We start from the raw sequence: 19,919 nt of genomic DNA, 5'->3' as shown, positions 1-19,919 counted from the left end.
GGTGGGCGGTCTCCTCTCGTCGGGTGTCGGGCGTTGCTGGTGGTCCGGGTCGCCGGCGGCGCCGGGAACCACACTCTATCCACAGGCTCCGACCCAGGTCCACCGAGGTATCCACATGGTTGTCCACAGCTGTGGGAAGACAGACCCCTCCCGTCGGTTCGCGGGTAGGTCGTCGGTGGGGAGGGGTCGGAGGTGCTTGTTCGGATTCACGTCGCGTCTTGCAGCCCTGGTGGGCTCGCCTGAGGAATGACGGTAACAACATGATGAACCGGGGGGCAACCCTCAAGATTGACTGGAGGGCGGATGTCAAGCATCGCGGCCGTGGGCGTGTCGTTGTGGCCAGGAAACTGGTATCAGTGAGACCAATGGGATTACACGGTTTGGCGGCCGGCGCCTCGGGCGCGTAATCTTGAGCAGTCTGTCGTGCGCCCGTGGGCGCCCGGCGCGTCGTGGTGCCGCCGTCCTTCGGTGATTCGACGACGTCTCGAACTCGATCGGGCGCTGGACACGGCGCCGACTTCACGTGAGGAGCCAACCATGGCCAAGGGCAAGCGGACCTTCCAGCCGAACAACCGTCGTCGTGCCAAGGTGCACGGCTTCCGTCTGCGCATGCGCACCCGCGCCGGTCGCGGCATCGTCGGCGCCCGCCGGCGTAAGGGCCGCGCGTCGCTGACGGCCTGATTCCGGCCGGGGTGGCGGGTGCTCCCCAGGTCGCACCGGCTCCACCGTTCCGCTGACTTCGCGACGGTGGTGCGCAAGGGTGCCAGGAAGGGCCGCCGCACCATGGTCGTACACGCCCACGTGGACTCCTCGGATGTCCGCGTGGGCGGTCCGCGTTTCGGGCTGGTTGTCAGCAAAGCCGTCGGGGACTCGGTGACTCGTCACCGCGTCAGCCGACGGCTTCGTCATATCGCGGGCGGCCTGCTGGACGAGGCCGGCGACGATCTCATGGTGGTGATCCGGGCCAACCCGGCCTCCGCGGGTGCGTCGCACGCCGACCTCGTGCGGGATATGCGCGCGGGGCTCGTCGCTGCGGCCGCTCGCGCGAGGGGCACGTCGTGAGCACGGGGCGCCCGGGTCCCATCGCGCGGATCCTGTTGTGGATGCTCGACTTCTACCAGAAGGGCATCTCCCCCTGGACCCCACCGAGCTGCCGATTCGAACCCACGTGCAGTAGTTACGCCGTCGAGGCGGTACGCGTCCACGGAGCCTGGTACGGCACGTGGCTCTCGGTGTGGCGTCTCCTGCGCTGTGGGCCGTGGACACCGGGCGGGTGGGATCCGGTCCCCCGGCCCCGTGCACCTGATCCACCGGGCCACGAGCCCCACGAGCACACCGACAATTCTCGAACGTAGCTAGGACTCCACCACCCATGTCGTTCATCACCAACCCGTTGGTCTACTACCCGATCTCCGGCATCCTCTGGTTCTGGCACAAGATCTTCGCGTTCCTCGGCGGTCTGCTCCCCTGGGTCGAGGCGCCGGATTCCAACGGGGTCATCTGGGCCCTGTCGGTGATCTTCCTCGTCTTCACCCTCCGCGCGATGCTGTTCTGGCCGGCGGCAAAACAGATTCGCTTCTCCCGCAAGATGCAGGAGATGCAGCCCAAGATGAAGGAGCTGCAGAAGCGGTACAAGAACGACCGCGAAAAATTGGCGGTCGAGACCCGGAAGTTGCAGAAGCAGGAGGGGTTCAACCCCCTCCTGGGTTGCCTGCCGATGCTGATCCAGATCCCCGTCTTCCTGGGTTTGTTCCACGTGCTGCGGTCGTTCAACCGGATGGGCTCGCAGTTCGGCGCGCTCGGGATGAGCGCCGAGGAGACGCGCAACACGGGCAACTACGTGTTCAACGCGGACGAGGTGCAGAGCTTCCTCGACGCCCGCCTGTTCGGTGCTCCGCTCTCGTCCTTCATCTCCCAGCCGGTCGAACAGTTCCAGGCCTTCGTGGAGCCGGGCGCGATGCTCGACTTCGCCCGGTGGAACATCATTCTCGTCGCCCTTCCGCTGATGATCGTCTCGGCGGTCACGACCCATTTCAACGCGCGGATCTCCCTGTCCCGCCAGTCCCCTGAGGCCGCGGCCAACCCGCAGGCCAAGATCATGAACCAGCTCATGCTGTGGGCCTTCCCCATCGGCATCCTGGTGACCGGTGCGTTCTGGCCGATGGCGATCCTCGTGTACATGGTCACGAATAACCTCTGGACCCTCGGCCAGCAGTACTTCCTGTACGAGAAGATGGCCAAGGAGGACGACGCCGCGGCCCTCCTGCGGCGCGAGGAGCAGAAGGCGCTCGCTCCGCGGGTGGGTGTGAAGCCCTCCAAGCCCAAGAAGAACCGCGCCGCCGCGACGGGAACGGGCGTGGTGACGGGTCCGGCTGGGGAGGTGGGTACCGCGACGGTGGACGACGACGAGGTGATCGACCCCGACCCGGGGCCTGCGGTCGCTCCGGCATCCGCTCCACGCCCGGGTCAACGGCCCCAGGCTCCCGGCGGGCAGCGCAGTAGACCGGCCCAGAAGGGATCAGGTTCGCGTCCCAAGAACAAGAAGAAGAAAAAGAAGCGTTGACCCGCTAGGGAAACGTGAGTGGACAAGGTCCCCGATGCTCCGGCGTCGGGGACCTTGTCCCATACTTGGGGGAGATATTCGTCGTACTCTCGGGGTTCGGCGATCGGCGGTCACGACGGAGGCAGGTCCATGTCCAAGAGGAACATCGAGGTGTCCGAGGAACGATTGGTCGAGGAGGGCGAGGTCGCTGGCGACTATCTCGAGCAGTTCCTCGACATCCTCGACTTCGACGGGGACATCGATCTGGACGTCGAGGGTGATCGAGCCGTGGTGAGCATCGTGGGTGGCGACGGCCTGGATACGTTGGTCGGCTCGGACGGGTCGGTGTTGGACGCTATCCAGGAGTTGACGCGTCTCGCGGTGCAACAGGAACTCGGCGATCGGAGTCGGTTGATGCTCGACATCGCCGGTTGGCGTGAGGCGAAGCGCGAGGCTCTGACCGAGTCCGGTCGCGTGGCGGCGCAGCGGGTTCTCGAGTCAGGTGAGTCGGAGGAGCTCGAGCCCATGACGCCGTTCGAACGCAAGATCATCCACGATGCGATCGCGGAGATCGAGGGTGTCACCTCGGACTCGACCGGCGTCGAGCCCAACCGCCGGGTGGTCGTCCTGCCCGGGTGACGGGCGGTTCGGGGCAGGGGTGCGAGTCGTCTGGCTCGCACCCCTGATCTGTGTCCGAGGATCTAATGACATCGATGTGATTCACCGGCGGTGTTTCACGTGAAACAGTGGCTTTGCGGCCGCGAGAAGGAGCGCGAGACCATGAACGGACACACGGGCCACGAAGCGTCACGTGACGGTGAGGGGGCCAACAGGGCTGCGGGCGAGACGCCGGCCGATCCGGACTCGACATCTGACTCCGGTGAGCTCCCCTCTGCGCCGCCCGCTGCAGCCGTGGTGTTCGGGGACCGGCTGGGTCTCGCGTCCCGGTACGTCGACTTCCTCGCGACGGCCGGGCTCGAGCGTGGGCTGATGGGTCCGCGTGAGCGGCCTCGGCTGTGGGATCGGCACGTCCTCAATAGTGCGGCTGCTGAATCGAGGTTGGCGGAGGGCGAGTCCGTCGTTGATATCGGGAGCGGCGCAGGCCTCCCTGGTATCCCCCTGGCGCTCGCGCGTCCTGATCTGACGATCACTCTGGTCGAGCCACTTCTCCGCCGGGTCACGTTTCTCGAGGAGATCATCAGCGAGCTCGGCATCGATGTCCGGGTGATTCGGGGTCGGGCGGAGGAGAAGACCGTCATCGCCGAGGCGGGAGACTCGGACGTTGTGACATCCCGGGCAGTGGCGCCGCTCGGGAAGCTGGCCGGCTGGTCGGCCCCGTTGCTGAGGGCGGGGGGTCGTATGGTGGCCCTCAAGGGGGAGTCGGCGCTCGACGAGATCGAGCGAGATCGCGCCGCCCTCCGCAGGCTCGGGTTCGACGGGGTTCACGTCGAGACCGTGGCGGCTCCAGATGCGGAACCGACGAGGCTGGTGATCGGCACCCTGACGACTAGGATGGGAGGCCGTGGCTCCGGATCCCGCGGACGCGGGCGCCGGTCTCACTGAGGCCAGACGGGGACGCGTTGGATGTCGGTTTCACGTGAAACAATGGCATCGAGACGGCGGTAGCTCGGCCGTGCTCACGATGGAACTCGAAAGGTGACGGATGTCCTACGACGAGACCCCGATCTTCGCGGCCGCACGGCAGGCGAACGAGGTGCTCCACGGGGATGCCCCGGCACTCCCCCGCCCGGATTCTCCGCGGATCATCACGATTGCCAACCAGAAGGGTGGAGTCGGCAAGACCACGTCTACGGTGAATCTTGCCGCTGCTCTCGCGCTGGGTGGGCTCGGGGTGCTCGTGATCGATATGGATCCGCAGGGCAATGCGAGCACGGCGCTGGGTGTCGATCACCGCGAGGGCACACCGTCGAGCTACGACCTGCTGATGTGGGAGGCGTCGGTCGACGAACTCATGCAGAAGAGCCCTCATGCCGAGCGCCTGTTCTGTGTTCCGGCGACCATCGATCTCGCGGGGTCGGAAATCGAACTGGTCGGGCTCCCCCAGCGGGAACGACGTCTGGCTGAGGTTCTCCTCCCGGAGGACCTGCAGTCCCTCGGTATCGACTACGTTTTCCTCGACTGCCCGCCGTCCCTCGGGTTGCTCACAGTCAACGCGATGGTGGCGGCGCGTGAGGTGCTGATTCCGATCCAGTGCGAGTACTACGCCCTCGAGGGTGTGGGCCAACTCCTGCGCAACGTCGAACTCATCCAGCAGCATCTGAATACGGATCTGGAGATCTCGACCATCATGCTGACGATGTACGACGGGCGCACCAAGCTCGCCGAGCAGGTCGCCGGTGAGGTGCGAAAGCACTTCGGTGACACCGTGTTGCGGACGGTGATCCCGCGAAGCGTCAAGGTGTCCGAGGCACCGGGGTACGGGATGACCATCCTCCAGTACGACGCCGGGTCGCGCGGCGCGCTGGCATACCTGGACGCCGCCCGCGAGATCAATGCACGGGGAGGGCCGGCCGGTCCGGGCGACCTCGTATCCACGCCCACCGCGAGTGAAGTTGAGGGCGTCGATCGCCCGGAGGAGAACTGATGAGCCAGCAGCGTAAGGGTGGTCTCGGGCGGGGTCTCGCGGCCCTCATCCCCACCGGCCCCGACGAAGGGCCTCGGCTCGGAAATGACGCCGCCGACCTGATCCTGGGGCCGCGTGGGGGCGGTCCGCGTACCACTCCCCCACGTCCGCGCTCGGCTGCGGCCGGGAATCGGGGTACGGCGGAAGCGGAGTCCACGGGTACCGCGTCATCGACGGCTCGCGGGGCCGACGCCGGTTCGTATGCCGACAATGGCTCTTCCGTTTCACGTGAAACAACCGAGTTGGTGGACCCCGGCGCCGTCTACCGCGAGATCTCCCCGGCCGAGATCGACCCCAACCCGAAGCAGCCCCGCACCCACTTCGACGAGGAGGCGTTGGCTGAGCTCGCTCATTCCGTCAAGGAGTTCGGACTCCTCCAGCCCATCGTCGTCCGTGAGATGTCCGGTGGGCGCTATCAGCTCATCATGGGTGAGCGACGCTGGCGGGCGAGCCAGCGCGCGAAGCTCGAGACGATTCCGGCGATCGTTCGGCAGACCGACGACGAGGATCTGCTGCGGGACGCTCTGCTCGAGAACATCCACCGGGTACAGCTCAACCCTCTCGAAGAAGCCGCCGCCTACCAGCAGCTGCTGGAAGAGTTCGACGTGACCCAGTCGGAACTCGCGACCCGCATCGGCCGATCCCGCCCCGCGATCACCAACAGCATCCGCCTGCTCCAGCTGCCGACCGCCGTACAGCGGCGGGTCGCGGCTGGTGTCCTGTCAGCGGGACATGCGCGCGCACTCCTGGGCCTCGAGGCGGGGGCGCCGGCACAGGACGAGCTCGCCGCCCGGATCGTCGCCGAGGGCCTGTCGGTGCGGGCGACCGAGGAGCTCGTCACCCTCGCCAACCGCGATCCCGGGGACACCACGGACAAGCCCAAGCCCCCGCCCCGCGGACGCCAGCGCAACCCTGAGCTGGAGGCGGTGGCGGGTCGGCTGTCCGACCGTTTCGAGACGTCGGTGTCGGTGACGATGGGGCGCCGCAAGGGACGTATCACCATCGACGTCGGTGACACCGATGATCTGGCCCGGGTACTCGCACTTCTCGAGGGCGGGTCGACCGCAGCGCCGCGATGATCTCCCTCCGCCCGCTGGACCTGTCGGCGGTGGACCAGTTGGGTCCTCGCGCCCGGCGTTGCGTCTATTGGCAGACCGACGGTGAGCAGTCCCCGGGAGATCCGGAGTTCGAGAAGGAAGCGTGGATCTCACACGTATCCCTGGAATGGGGTGTCTGCGGCCAGCTCGCCACCTACGGGGACCGATCGACGGCTGCCGCCTTCTACGCCCCCCCGGGGATGGTGCCGCGGGCGACGTGCTTCCCGACCTCGCCCGTCGGTGCTGACGCTGTGCTGCTCGCCGGCATGAGTGTCGAGCACGGCGCACCGGCAGGGGTACTGACCGCGTTGCTCGACGCCGTCGTCGTCAATGTTCGAAGCCGCGGAATCAAGGCCATCGAGGCCTTCGGGGTCACGTCCGAGGACCCCGGGCATGTTACGTCACGTGACGGGTGCGGGGCGGACTCGTGCGTGCCGGGGATGAGCTTTCTGGTCGAGCACGGTTTCACGGTGGTGGCACCCCACGAGACCCATCCCCGCCTCCGGCTCGATATCGAGAGCGAGCACTTGTGGAAGGCGGATGTGGAGCGCGCCCTCGATCAGCTCTTCGCCGAACACGGATTCGCCACCCGGCGGCTCGGGGTGCTGTCGGGCGCGTCGGCGAGCGCCGTCGCCCGGGGGCTCTGACACCCCGGGAATCACGACACCCCGGTCCCGACTCCCCCGGGGTGGCCGGAGCCGCGATCAGTCTCGCTGGCGCTGCTCGTAGTCGATGAGGTCGTCGACGGACATCGACCCGGTGGGATGATCGTCCTCGTCGAGGAGGTACAGACGTTTCACGCCCACGAGGATCGAGTCGATGATGGTGTCCTGGGCGGCACGATCGCCGAGGATCTCGAGATCCTGCGGGTTGTACGCGTAGCCCAGGTAGATCTGCACGGACGGCATGCGGGTCATTCGCAGCAACGGCCAGCTCCGGCCATGGGTCCGGCAGTCGCGAAGAGTGGTGCGGCTGACGATCTCCCGCTGGATGAAGCCGGAGAGGGCCTCACCGAGCATGGACTCCGCGCCGAGCGAGTTTCCGAAGTAGAACGTCGCGACCCCGTTGCCCACCGGATTCGGGTGGCGGTCCAGGCGGAGCGAGATGATGAGATCGGCGTTGAACGCGTTGGCTATCTCGGCGCGCTCGGGATCGGTCGGGATCATCGCCTCAGGCCGGGAGAGGAAGACCTCCACGCCGGCCTGGTTCATCCGCTCGGAGAGCCGCCGGGTGATGTCCCAGAGCAGTTCCGCGTCGGTGATGGTCCCGTAGGGGGTGTCGATCCGGATTGGATTCTCGGACCCACTGGGGCCGGGATCGAGGACGATCCGTTTACCGGCGAGCATGGGACCGGAGGTGCGGGCCCGCTCCTTCTCGACGAGAGAGGCGACGTCCCCGCCCTTGAACAGGGTCGAGAAGCGGCTCAGGGTGTCCAGGGTCTCGGCACCGACCACACCGTCCGCGGGGAGCGCGCAGTCGCGCTGGAAGTCGGTGACGGCCGCGTGCGTGAGGGGGCCGAAGGTCCCGTCCACCAGGCCGGCGTAGAACCCGAGCTCGCCGAGTCGTCGCTGCAGTTGGGCGATATCGTCCCCCGCCATCGGCCTGGAGACGATATAGCTCAGGTCCCGGGTCCCCAGCACGTGGCTGGCGTCGTGGAGCGCGGCCTGGGTGGCCGGACCCACGATTCCGTCGGAGATCAGCGCACGCGCCTGCTGGAAGGCCAGAACGGCCTTCTCCAGGTCGGCGTCGAAGACGGCGTCGGTACGCGCGAGCACTGACCCGGTCTCGGGCTCGGTGACCCCGACCGACTCGATGTTGTGCAGCAGACCCATGCCCGCGAGGGTGGCCCGGATGGCGGCCACCTCGGGCCCACGGTCACCACGCCTCCACGCCATGGGTCTCCTCCCGCTCTCCTAGTGTTGGGTACCCGGATGAACTTACCGCCTCACACGCGGACATGCCCCGTCCGCGCCGGGCGGTGGGGGAACGCCACGGGGGAGCGCCACAGCGTAGCGACACAGGGTAGCGACCCGGTGCCGCCGGCGTGTGTGTCAGGCGCCGAGAACGTCGCCCAGCTCGGCTCGGAGCGCCGACTTGGACTTGGCGCCCGTGATGCGCTTGACCGGCTGTCCCTCCGAGAACAACAGCATCGCGGGGATCGCGGTGATCTGGTACTCGGCGGCGAGTTCCTGGTTGGCTTCGACGTCGACCTTGGCCACGGTCAGCTTGTCCGCCTCCGAGCCCGCCAGCTCGTCGAGGACCGGCGCCATCATGGTGCACGGGCGGCACCATGTGGCCCAGAAGTCCACGAGAACGGGCTTGGAGCCGCTGGCGGTGAGCACGGCGTCGGCGAAGTCGGCCTCGGTGACGTCGATGATGTTGGGGGTGTCGGCCATGAGGTGGTCCTTTCGGGTGGGTGGACGGGGCCCGGTTGTTCCGGGCCCGGTGCGGGCTCAGGCCTGCTCGGCGAGCCAGCGCTCGGCGTCGATCGAGGCGGCGCACCCCGAACCGGCGGCGGTGATGGCCTGGCGGTAGCGCTTGTCGACGAGGTCGCCACAGGCGAACACCCCGGGAAGGGAGGTGGCGGTGGTCTGACCGGTGAGGACGTAGCCGTCCTCGTCGACCTCGACCTGGTCGCGGGCCAGCTCGGAACGGGGATCGTGGCCGATCGCGACGAACATTGCGGCGGTCTCGAGCTCACTGGTCTCACCGGTGACGGTGTCGCGCAGACGGAGTTTCTCGACCGAGCCGGTCGCGCCGGCCAGCACCTCGTCCACGGCCGTGTTGAGGACGAACGAGATCTTCTCGTTCTCCCGTGCCCGCTCGAGCATGATCTTGGAGGCGCGGAACTCCTCACGGCGGTGCACGATCGTCACGGAGGAACCGAACTTGGTGAGGAAGGTGGCCTCCTCCATGGCGGAGTCGCCGCCGCCGACCACGACGATCGGCTTGTCGCGGAAGAAGAATCCGTCACACGTGGCGCACGAGCTCACGCCCCGGCCGAGGAACTCCTGCTCCCCCGGGACCCCGAGGTAGCGTGCCGCGGCACCCATCGCGAGGATCACGGCGCGGGCGCGGTGCTCCTCCTCGCCGACCCGGACGGTCTTGATGTCCCCGGCGAGGTCCATGGACGTCACGTCCTCCATCCGGAGGTCGGCGCCGAACCGCTCGGCCTGCTCACGCATCTGCATCATGAGATCGGGGCCCATCATGCCCTCGGCGAAGCCGGGGAAGTTCTCGACCTCGGTCGTGGTCATGAGCGCGCCACCGAACTGGGACCCCTCGAAGACGACCGGCTTCAGCTCGGCCCGCGCGGAGTAGATGGCGGCGGTGTACCCGGCCGGGCCGGATCCGACGATGATGACGTCGTGGACGGTGTCGCTCATGGGTTCTCGGGGCTCCTCGGGCGGTTGGTGGCTCGTGAGTCGGAACCGGCATCAGGTGCCGGGTCTTCTAGAGGCCACAACACCCCGGGGGGCTGCCTTGTTCCCGCGACCGCCCACCGGGTGACGCGAGGAACACGCTCACACGGTGAGGGTGACCCCATCGAGCAGGGCGGCGAGCTTCGCGCGGCCGCGGGAGCACCGGCTCTTCACGGTGCCTGGGGGGATGTTGAGCAGGTGGCTCGCCTCGGCGACGGTGCACCGCAGCATGTCGACGACGACGACGGCATCCCGCTGATCGTCGGGCAGTTCCGCCAACGCCTCGGCCACGATGATCGCGTACGCCGGGTCCTGGTGGAAGTGGTCACGCAGCGTGACCTGTTCGTGTAGGGAGGGGGTGAGCTGGGTGTGGGTGCGCAGGCGCTGGGCCCGCATCTTGTCCAGGCAGGCGTTGACCACGATGCGGTAGAGCCACCCCTGGACCGGGCAGGCGTGGCGGAAGGTATCCGCCTTCCGGTACGCCGAGACGAGAGCCTCCTGCAGGGCCTCGGCGGCGTCGTCGCGGTTGAACGACGTGCGGATGGCCAACCGCCAGAGGTAGTCGTAGTGCCGCCGGACGAGGGCGGAGAAGGCGTCGGGGTTGCCGGCGACGTGCGCGTCCAACAGTTCGGCGTCGGACAGCGGCGACTCGGCTGTCAGTACGGACTGGGCCCTGGGAGCGGACTGGGCGCCGAGCGGGGATTCCGCGCCTGCGGGCGGGGCAGGGGAACCCGCCGCGGTCGGGACGGCGGTACCGGTGTTCACGGCCGTCACCGTAACCCGGCCGGGCCCCCCGTGGGGACGTCTCCCGGCCGGTCAGCGGGTCAGTTCGACCTCGCTGATCGTGGCCTCGTAGGACTGGGCACCGGAGGTACCCAGGCGGGTGATCCACACCAGGACGTACCCGGACTCCCGCGGGTCATCGATCGTCACGGTGGCCGACCCGTCGCGGACGGTGCCCGCTCCGAGACGGGTGGTCTCGTCGAGTGACTCCGGAGTGGCACCGGGCGCGGACCGCACCTCGAAGCGCACGCCGTCGTCCCCCGAGCGGAGCACCACCCGTCGGACCTCCTGCTCACCGTCCAGTGTGAGCATCAACCCGATACCCGGCTTGTAGGCCGACGGGCCGTCGCCGATCTGGGATCGGTAGGCGTCGCTGGACCACGAGGTGGACCGGTCACCGTCGACCACGTTGGGGGCATCCGACGAGTTCTCCGCGACGCCGTTCGAGGACGAGGGCTGCCAGGTGGTGACGGTCGACACGGAGACCGGGGTGGTCGGGGTGGCCTCCTCCGCCTCGTCCCCGGTGTCACCTGCGGCGGGGTCATCGGCCGCGGGCTCGGCGGTCTGGGCGGCGCGACTGGCCTGGGCGGCCCGTTCGATCGCGTCGAGCTGCTGTGAGAGCGGGGTGTCGTTGCGGGTGCCGCCGAACCCCCCGAGCATCCACGTGAACAGCAAGGCGATCACCACGACCGCGGCCGCGCCGGTCCCGGCCATGATCTGCCAGCGGCGCTTCTGGACCTCCGGGTCCGGCTCGCTGTACGGCGCGGGTTCGAAACCTGCCTCCGCCGAGGACCACTCCGCCGGCGATCCCTCCGCCGACGACCACTCCCCCGGTGCCCACTCCGTCGCGGTGGCGGTCGCCGGGTGGGCGACCCGGGAGGAGGCCCCGGGGGCGGCGCGCCGCGGCCCGCCGACGCGATCGGTCACCATCGCCCTCACGGTGGCCGCCGAGCTGACCGACGACCCGTCGAGAGACCGCATGGCCAGCACCGCGGATTCCGGCGCCACCCCGGTACCGGCCACCGTGGGGTCGAGGACCTCGTCGTCGTCGTCCCTCCGGGCGGGACCGGGCCGACCGTCGGTCGGTTCGTACAGATCGGAACCCTCGGGCAACGGGAGCGGCCACGCTCCGGTGAGCAGCGCATAGAGGGTAGCGCCCAGGCCCCGCACGTCGGACCGGGCGTCGTCCCCGTCGCGGACCCCGGGGAAGGCCAGGACGGCACGCCCGTCCTCGGTCAGACGGATCCGGTCGGGCGAGTCGAGGCCCAGGGTCAGGCCCACCTCCTCGGCACGGGTCGCGGCGTCCGCCAGACCCCACACCGCGCCCACGGCGGAGTCGGGGTCCGGGTCGGTCACGGCCGCGGCGAGACTGCGTCCGGGGATCCACTCCGAGACCACGATGCCGCCCGCACGGCCGCGGATGACGTCGAGCACGCGCGCCAACCCGTCCGCGTAGACCGTGGTGAGCGCGACGGTACGGTCGAGCACCCCCGTCGCCGAACCCGGGGGCTGCTCGCCGGGGAGCGGGTCGACGAAGGTGAGGGCGACGAACCTGCCCAGGCGCCGGTCGCGGGCCTTCCAGAAGGACTGGCCGGCGACACCACCGCACGGTTCGAGGAGCTCGTACCTGCCGCCGGAGACCAGGCCTCCGACGGTCAGACGCGGTGGCGAGGAGGCGGTGTCCGGTGCCGGGGCTCCAGTCTGTTCACCCACCCGTTGACCCTCCTCGCCTGGTGCGGCAGCCCGTGAGGAGGCGCCGCTCGTGATCCCTGAGTGTACGTACCGGCCCCGCGTGGATTCGACTATCTCCTCAGACGTCCCACGAGTCCGCGGAGAACGGGGGTGATCGAATCGAGTTCCGGCAACCGCGACCGCGACAGGATCAGACCGGTCACCGCGAGGGTGATGACGGCGGCGACTCCGGCACGCAGGACGAACCCGATGCTGCCGACCGCGTCGGTGAGGGCGTCCATCGGCAGGATCGTGTCCACGGCGAGCGCGACCAGGGCGCCGGCGATCGACGCGCCGAGGGTCCACGAGGCCGACCGGAGGGTCTCGCGACCACGCAGGGACCCCAGTTTCGACCGCAGCAGGATGAACCCGGCGACGGCGCCGACGACCCAGCCGATGCCGTTGGCGAGGGCCAGGCCGATCACCACGTGGGACCGCTGGTCGGCGACCACGGGGACGAGGAGCGACAGGACCACGCGGACCACGGTGATCGCGAGGATCATCGCCGTCGGCGTCCAGTAGTCCTCGCGGGCGTAGAACACCCGCTGCTGCAGCAGGACCACGGCGTAGGGCACCAGCGTGAACGCGCCGAAGGTCAGGGTCAGGCCGAGCACCTGGGCGCTCTCGGCGTCGAAGTTCCCGTAGCGGAACAGGCCGGTGGCGATCGTCGGGCCGAACGCGGTCATGAACGCGATGATCGGCAGCAGCCCGAACAGGGACAGCCGCGTCCCCAGCGAGATGTCCCGCACCACCGCGTCGTTGCGGCCGGCCACCCCGTTGTCCGCCAGGCGGGGGTTGATGGCGGTGAGCAGGGTGACGCCGATGATCCCGTACGGGACCTGCAACAGCAGCCAGTAGGTCTGGTAGATGGCGATGGCGGCCTCGTCCGCCGCCGAACCGATGCGGTTGGTCATGACCAGACCGACCTGCGAGATGAGTACGTAGGTCACTCCGGCGACGGCGTGCCCGCCGAACTGCTTGATGCGGGGGTCCAGACCCCACTGGGGGCGCAGGTCCACGCCCGCGCGACGCAGGGCCGGGACCAGCACCGCCGCCTGCAGCACCACGCCCAGGGTGGTGCCCAGGCCCAGCAGCAGGATGGGCGCGCTGAGCAGGTTGACCGGCGCGGCCGGGTCGATGCCGCTGCCGACCACCGCGAACAGCACCAGTGTCGCTATGGCCACCAGGTTGTTCCACACCGGCGCCCACGCCCCGGGACGGAAGACACCGTTGTAGTTGAGGATCGCGAGCATCACCGAGAACACGCCGTAGAAGAAGATCTGCGGCAGCAGCAGGAACGCGAACGCGGTGGCCAGGTTCGTGTTGACCTCGCCGTCGCCCAGGTTGAGCTCGGTGAGCAGCGGCGCGCACGCCACCGCCACGACGGTCGCCCCCAGTGCCAGGACCGAGGTCACGGTGAGCAGGCGTCGGATGAAGGACACGCCCCCGTCCTCGTCCTCCTGCGCGGCCTTGGCCAGCAGCGGCATGAACATCGCGGTGAGCACCGAGCCCAGGACGAGCTCGGTGATCATGTTGGGCAGCGTGTTGGCGGTGTTGAAGGCGGACGCCACGGCGGGGCCGAGCACGGTGAGGATGAGGATCATCCGGACGAACCCGGTGATGCGGCTCGCGAGGTTGGCCACGGCCATCGATCCCGTCGAGCGCATCACCGACGCGTCGGAGGAGTCGCGGGTCCGTGCCCCGGTCCCCCCGCCGGGCGTCTCCGGCCGCGCTGCGGACCGCTCCGGGGCCGGGGCGATCGGCCGCGCGATCGACGGCGCGGGGGCGGCGTCCGGGATGAACGAGTCGGCGACCGGCGGCGGGGAGGCCGGGCCCGGCAGCACGCAACTGCCCGACTCACGGCGTCGGCCGCGGAGGCCGGGATCCGGTCTGCGCAGTTCGGGTCCGGGGGACCCCTGCTCGTCGTTCACGGTCGGTGCCCTTCGTCCGCGGGGTCGAGGATGCCCCGACGGTAGCGCAGGTACCGCCGGCCCCCGAGGAGGAGGGCGAGGGCGGCCGCGGCCAACGCGAACGCCTGGGCGACCGGGTAGCCACCGGTCTGGACGGACAGCTCCACCGGCTCCGACAGCGGGCGCCCGTCGGGACCCTCGAGGACGAACGCCACGGTGTGGCGTACGCCGCCTTCGGCGTCGGACTGGGTGGGCACCTGCAGGGTCCGCGACCCCGAGGCCGGGATCTGGACGACCCCCACCGGCTCCACCGTGATGTCGTCCGGCGCGGTGACGGTGACGCCGACGCGCACCGGGAAGGGCAACGCGTTCCGGGTCACCAGCAGCAGTGGGCTGTTGGGGCTGGCCATGGTGAACACGCTGCCGGGCGGCAGCAGGTCCACCCTGCCCAGCGAGCGGGAGACCGTCTGCTCGAGCCGGTCGAGGCGCTCGGCAGTCCCGGCGCGGGCGTCCGCCCCGGTACCGGACCCGGGCGACGTGCCGTCTCCCCCCGCGCGCCGGCCGGTCTCCGACAGGGCCCGGAGGGCCTCGGTCACCATCGGGTCGAGGTGGCCCTCGGCGTCCGCCGACGTGGGATCGGCGGCGTCGACCAGCGACCGCAGCGTGCCGACCCCCCGCAGGGCATCGGAGACGCGACGGTCCACCCCGGCCAGGTCCACGGCCCCCGGGTCGACGGCGCCCGTGGGGTCGTCCGCCAGGGAGCCGTCCGGGACGGTGACCGGTCCTGCCAGGCGCTCGGTGAGCGGCACCGCGCGCATCCTCCCCGCCGCCAGTTGGGCGCCGAGGGTCTCCAGCAGCGAGCCGGCGGCCTCGCCGTCGACGCTCCACACCTGCGGCGGCACGGCCAGGACCCCCTGATCGGCTGCCGGGCCCGAGGGGTCGGTGTCGGCAGCGGGACCGGTGCCCGCGGAAGGCCCGGCGCCGGCCGCGCCGGCGGCCTCGAGCGGGGCGATGGGGGCGGGGCCGGCGTCGATGGCGTCCACGACCGGCGCGAGGAGCGCGGCCCTCGCGTCCTGGAGGCGGGCCGCCGCGGAGTCGGCGGTCAGCCAGTACCGGGTGTCGGGGTCGGAATAGCGGGGGTTCTCCGGCGCGGACCCGGTCGCGGCGAGGGCCGCCCCGATCGGCGCCGAATACGTCAGTGCGCGTGCGTCGTCGGTCCCGGCCAACCCCACCATCCCGGGGGGCGGGACGAGACCGGTGTCCGTCCGCGTGGAGGGGGCGGCCACCACGGCGGTGGCGCCGGGCTCCCCCAGCGCCTCGGCGGTGCCGGGCAGCAGGGTCCCGGATGCGGGGACCAGCACGTCGGGGATCGGGGACACCCCGAGGATCCGCTCCACTGAATCGTCGCTGTCCAGCGCGGCCCGGGTGAGCTCGGTGGACCCCACCGCCCCGACCGCCTCGAGGCCGGCCTGGGCTGCCGGCAGCGTCACCACGCAGGTGCCCTCGGCCAACGCCCGCAGCTCGTCCAGCCAGCGTTCGGCGTCCGCTTCCACCGCCCCGGGATCGGCGGGGGCGGACCGCTCCGGGTCCCCCCGGCCGCCCCGGTTCCGCCCGGAGGAACCCCCGTCGTCGCCGCCGGTGCCGTTCCCGATGAGCACGGCGCGGCCGTCGGCGATCTCGGACACGGTCCCCAGTAGCTCCGGGTCCACGCCCAGGCACACCGCCCGTCGCAGGTCCTGCCCGCCGGGCCCGTCGAACGCGTCGTCGGCCGCCCGGACCAGCCCGGTGAGCCGACCGCCCTCGGACAGCTCGCGCAGGAGCGAGTCGTCGGTCAACGCGACCACCGGGTCCGGGCCCTCCGCTCCGGGCACCGTCGCGATCCGCGCGGGTGCCGCCGCCAGCGGCCACATCATGGTCAGCGGGACCGGAGTCGGGCCCCGCCCGTCCGCCGGCCCGGGTGCGACCACCTCGTCGTCGTCGTCGACCCCCGGTAGCGCCGCCGGTCGCGGCGCCTCGAGCACGGGCAACTGGGTGCGGGCGTCGTCGAGTCGCGCGGGCGAACCGCCCTCCGGGGTGCCGTTGACGTTGACGAGGAGCGGATAGATGCCGGGTTCGGTCAGCTGCAGGTCGGGGGCCGGGTCGCCGGGGATCTCCCGGGCCGGCATGGACACGCGGTACGGCACGGACTGCCCCGGCGCCACGGTCTCGGCCACCCGCAGGAACTCGCCGCGGACCGCGAACGACGGCTCCGACCACACCAGCGGTTCGCGCACCGCCTCCGCGTCGGCGGCGCGGGGCCCGCGCTGGAGCCGGACGTCGACCGACTCGAGGGGGATGTCGCCGACGTTGGTGATGGTGCCGGACACCGTGACCACCGGGACCCCGGACTCGGTGCCGACCGCGACCCGGCCCCCGCCACCCGCCCCGCCCGGGCCACCCGCCCCGTCGAGGACGGTCGGGGAGATCTCGTCGATGGTGATCCGGGCCAGTGTCGGCGCCGGGTTCGGGATGTACCCGGCGGCCGCGGCCTCCGCGGGGGTGATGGCCCCGGCCGGCTGGACACCCCACAGCGGGCCGAGGGCCAGCGCCGCACACAGTGCCGTCGGGACGACCGCCCGGACTGCGCGCCCAACCGGCCGCCCGGTCACGGCCCGGACTCCTCCGGCGCGTGGTCGCGAGGGGTGACGCCGTGCGCCCCGGTGCGGCGGACCGGCTCGGGGCCGTCCGCCCGGCGGGACGGGTCCACCATCTGCGCGTCGGCGGGCGGGGGATTGTCGCCGGCCAGTTCGGCGCGCGCGAAGTCCGGGAGCAGGGTGCGGGCGGACTCGACCAGTCGCCGCTCGTCCGGGTACGCGAGGCGCCGGGGCAGGTCGTCGAACGCGAACCAGGCGACCTCGGTGATCTCCGGGTCCTCGTCGCACAACTCGCCGTGGTCGTAGCGGACGAGGTGGTGGTGGACGGTCTTGTGGATGCGCCGGCCCTCGGCGACGAACCAGTAGTCAATGGTGCCCAGCGGGGCCAGGACGGTGCCGTCGACACCGGTCTCCTCGAGCACCTCGCGCCGGGCCGTCTCCGCGACCGTCTCCCCCGGCTCGATGTGCCCCTTCGGCATGGACCACAGCATGCGGCCTCGTCGGTCCAGCCGACCGATGAGTGCGACCTCCAACCGGGACAGGTCGGCCTCGGGCCCCTCCCCCGCCTCCGCGAGGTTCCGGACCACCAGGCCGCCGGCCGAGGTCTCCAGCACCGTCTTGAGTCGCTGGCCACCGCGGGGATGCCGCGCGCCCCCGCGACCGCCGCGGGCGTTCTTGGCGCCGGCCTTGCCGCCCTGGTGGGTGCCGGGCTTGGTGGTCTTGGCCGTGGCCTTGGACCCGCCCTTGCCACCGGCCTTGGAGCCGGTCTTGGACCCGGTGCCGCCGCCGGCCTTCGCGGGCGCGGACGTGCGGGTGGTGTTGGTGGAGCTCGCCTGGCCACCGCCGCCCGACTTGGACCGGCCGGGCTGACGCGGGTGACGGGGGGCCTGGCGGGAGGTGGCGCCGGCGGTGCCGTCGCCGGTCTTCACCGTGTGGGTGGCGTCGGGGCTCGACGGCTGGTTCTGGTTCTCGGGTGCGCGGCCCTGTCCCCGGCCGCCCCGCCGACCGCGTCCGCCGCGGCGGCGACGCCGTCCCTGCCGTGACTGACCGTCGCCGGACGGACCGGTGGAGCCGGTGGGCCCGGACTGGCCCCCCTGGCCGGACTTCTGACCGGGCTTCTGGCCTGGCTTCTGCCCGCCGCCCTCGGCGTCCCGGGGCGCCGGTTTCTGCTTGTCGCCCTGCGCGCCGCGTTGGCCGTCGGACCCCTTCGCGGCAGCGCTGTCCCGCTTCTGACCTGCGGCGTCGCGTCCCGCGGCGCCGGGTCCGGCGGGCCGACGCGCACGACGACGCCGCGGCGCGTTGGCGCGCGGTTCGGCGGGACGATCGGCTTCGGACACCCATCGATGCTACCGGCCGGGGGTGAGTGGACCGGAATCCACGGCGCGCCGCGGCCCGGCCGCGTGCGGGTCAGGCCCCGAGCGCCGGACCGACGACCCGCCAGGAATCCCGCAACTCGCGGGTGAACAGGGCGAAGGTGTGGGCGCCGCTCGGGTAGCGGTCATAGGTGAAGGGCACGCCGCCGTCCCGCAGCGCGCGGGCCATGTGGCGGGTGCCCAGGTCGGCGGCGAGCTCCGTCGGCGCCCCGATGGCGAAGGTCGCCGACCCGATCTCCGGCGAGTCGTGCGGGCCGGGGTTGCCGGGGGCGGACGCGAGGTAAAGGGCGGTGCCGCGGAGGCGCTCGACATGGTGGGAGGGGTCGTGTGCGAGCCAGGCCGGGTCGTCCGGCGGGCCGAACGCGTTGTGGACGTTGCCGCCGCCGCGCGCGACCATGGCGGTCATGGCGGCGCGACCGAACGGAGTGGAGACCTCGGGGAATCCGGACAGGGACGCGGCGGCGGCGTAGTGGTGTCGGCTCCGCGCGGCGAGGGTCAGCGCCGGGCCGCCGGACATGGACACGCCGATCACGCCGCGGGTGCCGTTCAGGGCGTGGGCGCCGGCGAGCGCGGCGGGTAGTTCGGAGTCGAGGAAGGTGTGCCAGCGGTTGACGCCGAGGACGGGGTCCTCGCGCTGCCAGTCGGTGTAGAGGCTGAACCGGCCGCCCTCCGGGCTGGCGACCAGGACGTGTTTGTCGGCGAAGAAGTCCTCGTAGTCGGTGTGATAGGCCCAGCCGACGTGGTCTTCTCCCCCGCCCACGCCGTTGAGCAGGAGCAACAGCGGTGCCGGCGACGGGCTCGCGGGGAGGAGGAGGAACGTGGGGACGGCCTTGGCCATGGACGGGGACCACACGTCGGCGAGCACCTTGCGGCCCTCGACCGGTTGGACGCGCAGGATCTGTGGCCGCGAGGTGTCGGCCGGGGGCGGCGCGGTGGGGCGGGGCGAGGTGGTGAATCCGAGGGCCGTGGAGGTGTCGACGCCGCCGGCGGACTGCGCGCCTGCGAGCGGGTGGACCGCGCCGGTCAGCGCCACCGCGGCCGTGAGCGCGACGGCCGTCGGTGCGATGCGCCGACGGGTGGGTGACGGGCGTGGGTATATACGACGACGACGAGACACACCCGTCACTCTAGATCGCTTCGGTATCACGGGACAGAATGTCGGTCTCGTGGCGGCCGGGGACGGTCCCGCGGCGGCGGGCGCGGCTAGAGTCCGCGGTATGAGCTCTGGCCCGTCCACCCACGCCCTGGTCCTGCGACACCGGGCCAAGCCGGGCCGTCGCGACCAGTTGATCGAGGTGTGGCGCCGGCACATGCCCGAGGCCGTCCAGGCCAACGACGGGCACCGGGCCTATGTGCTGTGCGCGTCCCACGTGGATCCGGACGTGATGGTGGTGTTCCAGCACTACCGGGACGCCGCGGCCGCCCAGGAGTTCCTCGGTAACCCCGCCTACCTGCGATACCTGGAGGAGTCGAGCCCGCTGCTGAGCGGCCCGCCCGAGGTGGAGGCCGTGGACCCGCTGTGGTCGAAGGTCGTCGCGGTGGGTGGGTGAGGCGGCGCGCCGGGCATTCCGGCAGCGCATCCGGCCCGGATGCGCTGCCTTGTCGACTTGCGCGCCCCGAATGGTCCATTCCCGCAGCATGACCCGGTGATCGGCGTACATTCCGGCAGCAGAGGTCGGCGAGGCGGTGTACCCGGGACTGCGTGTGCCGGCGGTGCCCCCGCCCGGCCGCCGGCGCGGCCCTGCCCACTCGTGGACCCGGCTCACACCGGGCCCATCCGGCCC

General features: G+C 71.0%; 19 protein-coding genes. 10 read left to right on the top strand and 9 right to left on the bottom strand.

Features of this window, described 5'->3' with window-relative positions; all coding sequences use genetic code 11:
- Window positions 1-537: 537 nt before the first annotated feature.
- The 9 genes from rpmH to AB5G72_RS18025 all read left to right on the top strand — a co-directional run bounded on the left by rpmH (window position 538) and on the right by AB5G72_RS18025 (window position 6,930).
- Window positions 538-681 (top strand): 50S ribosomal protein L34, encoded by a 144-nt coding sequence (gene rpmH / locus AB5G72_RS18065; RefSeq protein ID WP_007629603.1) that lies wholly within the window; start codon window positions 538-540, stop codon window positions 679-681.
- Window positions 682-699: 18 nt separating this feature from the next.
- The gene (gene rnpA, locus AB5G72_RS18060; protein WP_067720195.1) at window positions 700-1,062 is read left to right on the top strand and encodes a ribonuclease P protein component; all 363 of its coding nucleotides are present in this window, start codon (window positions 700-702) and stop codon (window positions 1,060-1,062) included.
- Window positions 1,059-1,355, top strand: coding sequence for a membrane protein insertion efficiency factor YidD (gene yidD / locus AB5G72_RS18055; protein ID WP_082924143.1), 297 nt, complete (start codon window positions 1,059-1,061; stop codon window positions 1,353-1,355). Before rnpA ends, yidD begins: the two co-directional genes overlap by 4 nt.
- A gap of 17 nt (window positions 1,356-1,372) precedes the next feature.
- Window positions 1,373-2,563: a membrane protein insertase YidC gene (gene yidC, locus AB5G72_RS18050; protein ID WP_440220626.1), complete on the top strand. Its 1,191-nt coding sequence runs from the start codon at window positions 1,373-1,375 to the stop codon at window positions 2,561-2,563.
- Between the two features lie 129 nt (window positions 2,564-2,692).
- Entirely contained in the window at window positions 2,693-3,181 is a 489-nt protein-coding gene (locus tag AB5G72_RS18045; RefSeq protein WP_440220625.1) for a Jag family protein, read from the top strand.
- A gap of 90 nt (window positions 3,182-3,271) precedes the next feature.
- The gene (gene rsmG, locus AB5G72_RS18040) at window positions 3,272-4,105 is read left to right on the top strand and encodes a 16S rRNA (guanine(527)-N(7))-methyltransferase RsmG (RefSeq protein WP_440220624.1); all 834 of its coding nucleotides are present in this window, start codon (window positions 3,272-3,274) and stop codon (window positions 4,103-4,105) included.
- 100 nt (window positions 4,106-4,205) lie between these two features.
- Window positions 4,206-5,147 carry a ParA family protein gene (locus AB5G72_RS18035; protein WP_440220623.1) on the top strand — a complete coding sequence of 314 codons (942 nt, stop codon included), beginning with the start codon at window positions 4,206-4,208 and terminating at the stop codon, window positions 5,145-5,147.
- The gene (locus AB5G72_RS18030; protein ID WP_440220622.1) at window positions 5,147-6,265 is read left to right on the top strand and encodes a ParB/RepB/Spo0J family partition protein; all 1,119 of its coding nucleotides are present in this window, start codon (window positions 5,147-5,149) and stop codon (window positions 6,263-6,265) included. Before AB5G72_RS18035 ends, AB5G72_RS18030 begins: the two co-directional genes overlap by 1 nt.
- Window positions 6,262-6,930, top strand: coding sequence for a hypothetical protein (locus AB5G72_RS18025; protein ID WP_067720183.1), 669 nt, complete (start codon window positions 6,262-6,264; stop codon window positions 6,928-6,930). The genes AB5G72_RS18030 and AB5G72_RS18025 overlap by 4 nt, the downstream gene beginning before the upstream one ends.
- A gap of 57 nt (window positions 6,931-6,987) precedes the next feature.
- Here the strand turns inward: AB5G72_RS18025 and AB5G72_RS18020 are convergent, their stop codons facing one another.
- The 9 genes from AB5G72_RS18020 to AB5G72_RS17980 all read right to left on the bottom strand — a co-directional run bounded on the left by AB5G72_RS18020 (window position 6,988) and on the right by AB5G72_RS17980 (window position 19,168).
- Window positions 6,988-8,178, bottom strand: a complete 1,191-nt coding sequence (locus AB5G72_RS18020) for an N-acetylmuramoyl-L-alanine amidase (protein WP_067720182.1) — start codon at window positions 8,176-8,178, stop codon at window positions 6,988-6,990.
- Between the two features lie 156 nt (window positions 8,179-8,334).
- Window positions 8,335-8,679, bottom strand: a complete 345-nt coding sequence (gene trxA, locus AB5G72_RS18015) for a thioredoxin (RefSeq protein ID WP_067720180.1) — start codon at window positions 8,677-8,679, stop codon at window positions 8,335-8,337.
- 57 nt (window positions 8,680-8,736) lie between these two features.
- Entirely contained in the window at window positions 8,737-9,669 is a 933-nt protein-coding gene (gene trxB, locus AB5G72_RS18010) for a thioredoxin-disulfide reductase (RefSeq protein ID WP_069389400.1), read from the bottom strand.
- Window positions 9,670-9,807: 138 nt separating this feature from the next.
- Window positions 9,808-10,479 (bottom strand): RNA polymerase sigma factor SigM, encoded by a 672-nt coding sequence (gene sigM, locus AB5G72_RS18005; RefSeq protein WP_440220621.1) that lies wholly within the window; start codon window positions 10,477-10,479, stop codon window positions 9,808-9,810.
- A 42-nt stretch (window positions 10,480-10,521) separates the two neighbouring features.
- The gene (locus tag AB5G72_RS18000; RefSeq protein ID WP_440220620.1) at window positions 10,522-12,201 is read right to left on the bottom strand and encodes a protein kinase family protein; all 1,680 of its coding nucleotides are present in this window, start codon (window positions 12,199-12,201) and stop codon (window positions 10,522-10,524) included.
- An 89-nt stretch (window positions 12,202-12,290) separates the two neighbouring features.
- Window positions 12,291-14,150, bottom strand: a complete 1,860-nt coding sequence (locus AB5G72_RS17995; protein WP_440220619.1) for a lipid II flippase MurJ — start codon at window positions 14,148-14,150, stop codon at window positions 12,291-12,293.
- Window positions 14,147-16,777 carry a hypothetical protein gene (locus tag AB5G72_RS17990; protein WP_440220618.1) on the bottom strand — a complete coding sequence of 877 codons (2,631 nt, stop codon included), beginning with the start codon at window positions 16,775-16,777 and terminating at the stop codon, window positions 14,147-14,149. Before AB5G72_RS17990 ends, AB5G72_RS17995 begins: the two co-directional genes overlap by 4 nt.
- Complete coding sequence (locus AB5G72_RS17985; RefSeq protein ID WP_440220617.1) at window positions 16,774-18,099, bottom strand: NUDIX hydrolase; 1,326 nt, start codon at window positions 18,097-18,099, stop codon at window positions 16,774-16,776. The genes AB5G72_RS17990 and AB5G72_RS17985 overlap by 4 nt, the downstream gene beginning before the upstream one ends.
- A 70-nt stretch (window positions 18,100-18,169) precedes the next feature.
- On the bottom strand, window positions 18,170-19,168 hold the full coding sequence (locus AB5G72_RS17980) for an alpha/beta hydrolase (protein ID WP_440220616.1): 999 nt from the start codon (window positions 19,166-19,168) through the stop codon (window positions 18,170-18,172).
- 184 nt (window positions 19,169-19,352) lie between these two features.
- On the opposite strand from AB5G72_RS17980, the gene AB5G72_RS17975 reads away from it, so the two are divergent.
- Window positions 19,353-19,685: a putative quinol monooxygenase gene (locus tag AB5G72_RS17975; protein WP_440220615.1), complete on the top strand. Its 333-nt coding sequence runs from the start codon at window positions 19,353-19,355 to the stop codon at window positions 19,683-19,685.
- The last annotated feature ends 234 nt before the right edge of the window (window positions 19,686-19,919 follow it).

This window comes from Dietzia sp. MNB45, from assembly GCF_051994785.1.
GTDB classification, from domain to species: domain Bacteria; phylum Actinomycetota; class Actinomycetes; order Mycobacteriales; family Mycobacteriaceae; genus Dietzia; species Dietzia kunjamensis.
The sequence above is the reverse complement of the archived record's forward strand: the minus strand, read 5'-3'. Positions and strand labels throughout refer to the sequence as shown.

What these genes read in the sequence shown, in the direction of transcription:
- rpmH (WP_007629603.1), top strand. Translation starts at nt 538, where the DNA reads ATGGCCAAGGGCAAGCGGACCTTCCAGCCGAACAACCGTCGTCGTGCC.
- AB5G72_RS18025 (WP_067720183.1), top strand. Translation starts at nt 6,262, where the DNA reads ATGATCTCCCTCCGCCCGCTGGACCTGTCGGCGGTGGACCAGTTGGGT.
- AB5G72_RS18035 (WP_440220623.1), top strand. Translation starts at nt 4,206, where the DNA reads ATGTCCTACGACGAGACCCCGATCTTCGCGGCCGCACGGCAGGCGAAC.
- AB5G72_RS18045 (WP_440220625.1), top strand. Translation starts at nt 2,693, where the DNA reads ATGTCCAAGAGGAACATCGAGGTGTCCGAGGAACGATTGGTCGAGGAG.
- AB5G72_RS18020 (WP_067720182.1), bottom strand. Translation starts at nt 8,178, where the DNA reads ATGGCGTGGAGGCGTGGTGACCGTGGGCCCGAGGTGGCCGCCATCCGG.
- trxA (WP_067720180.1), bottom strand. Translation starts at nt 8,679, where the DNA reads ATGGCCGACACCCCCAACATCATCGACGTCACCGAGGCCGACTTCGCC.
- yidC (WP_440220626.1), top strand. Translation starts at nt 1,373, where the DNA reads ATGTCGTTCATCACCAACCCGTTGGTCTACTACCCGATCTCCGGCATC.
- AB5G72_RS18030 (WP_440220622.1), top strand. Translation starts at nt 5,147, where the DNA reads ATGAGCCAGCAGCGTAAGGGTGGTCTCGGGCGGGGTCTCGCGGCCCTC.
- AB5G72_RS17975 (WP_440220615.1), top strand. Translation starts at nt 19,353, where the DNA reads ATGAGCTCTGGCCCGTCCACCCACGCCCTGGTCCTGCGACACCGGGCC.
- trxB (WP_069389400.1), bottom strand. Translation starts at nt 9,669, where the DNA reads ATGAGCGACACCGTCCACGACGTCATCATCGTCGGATCCGGCCCGGCC.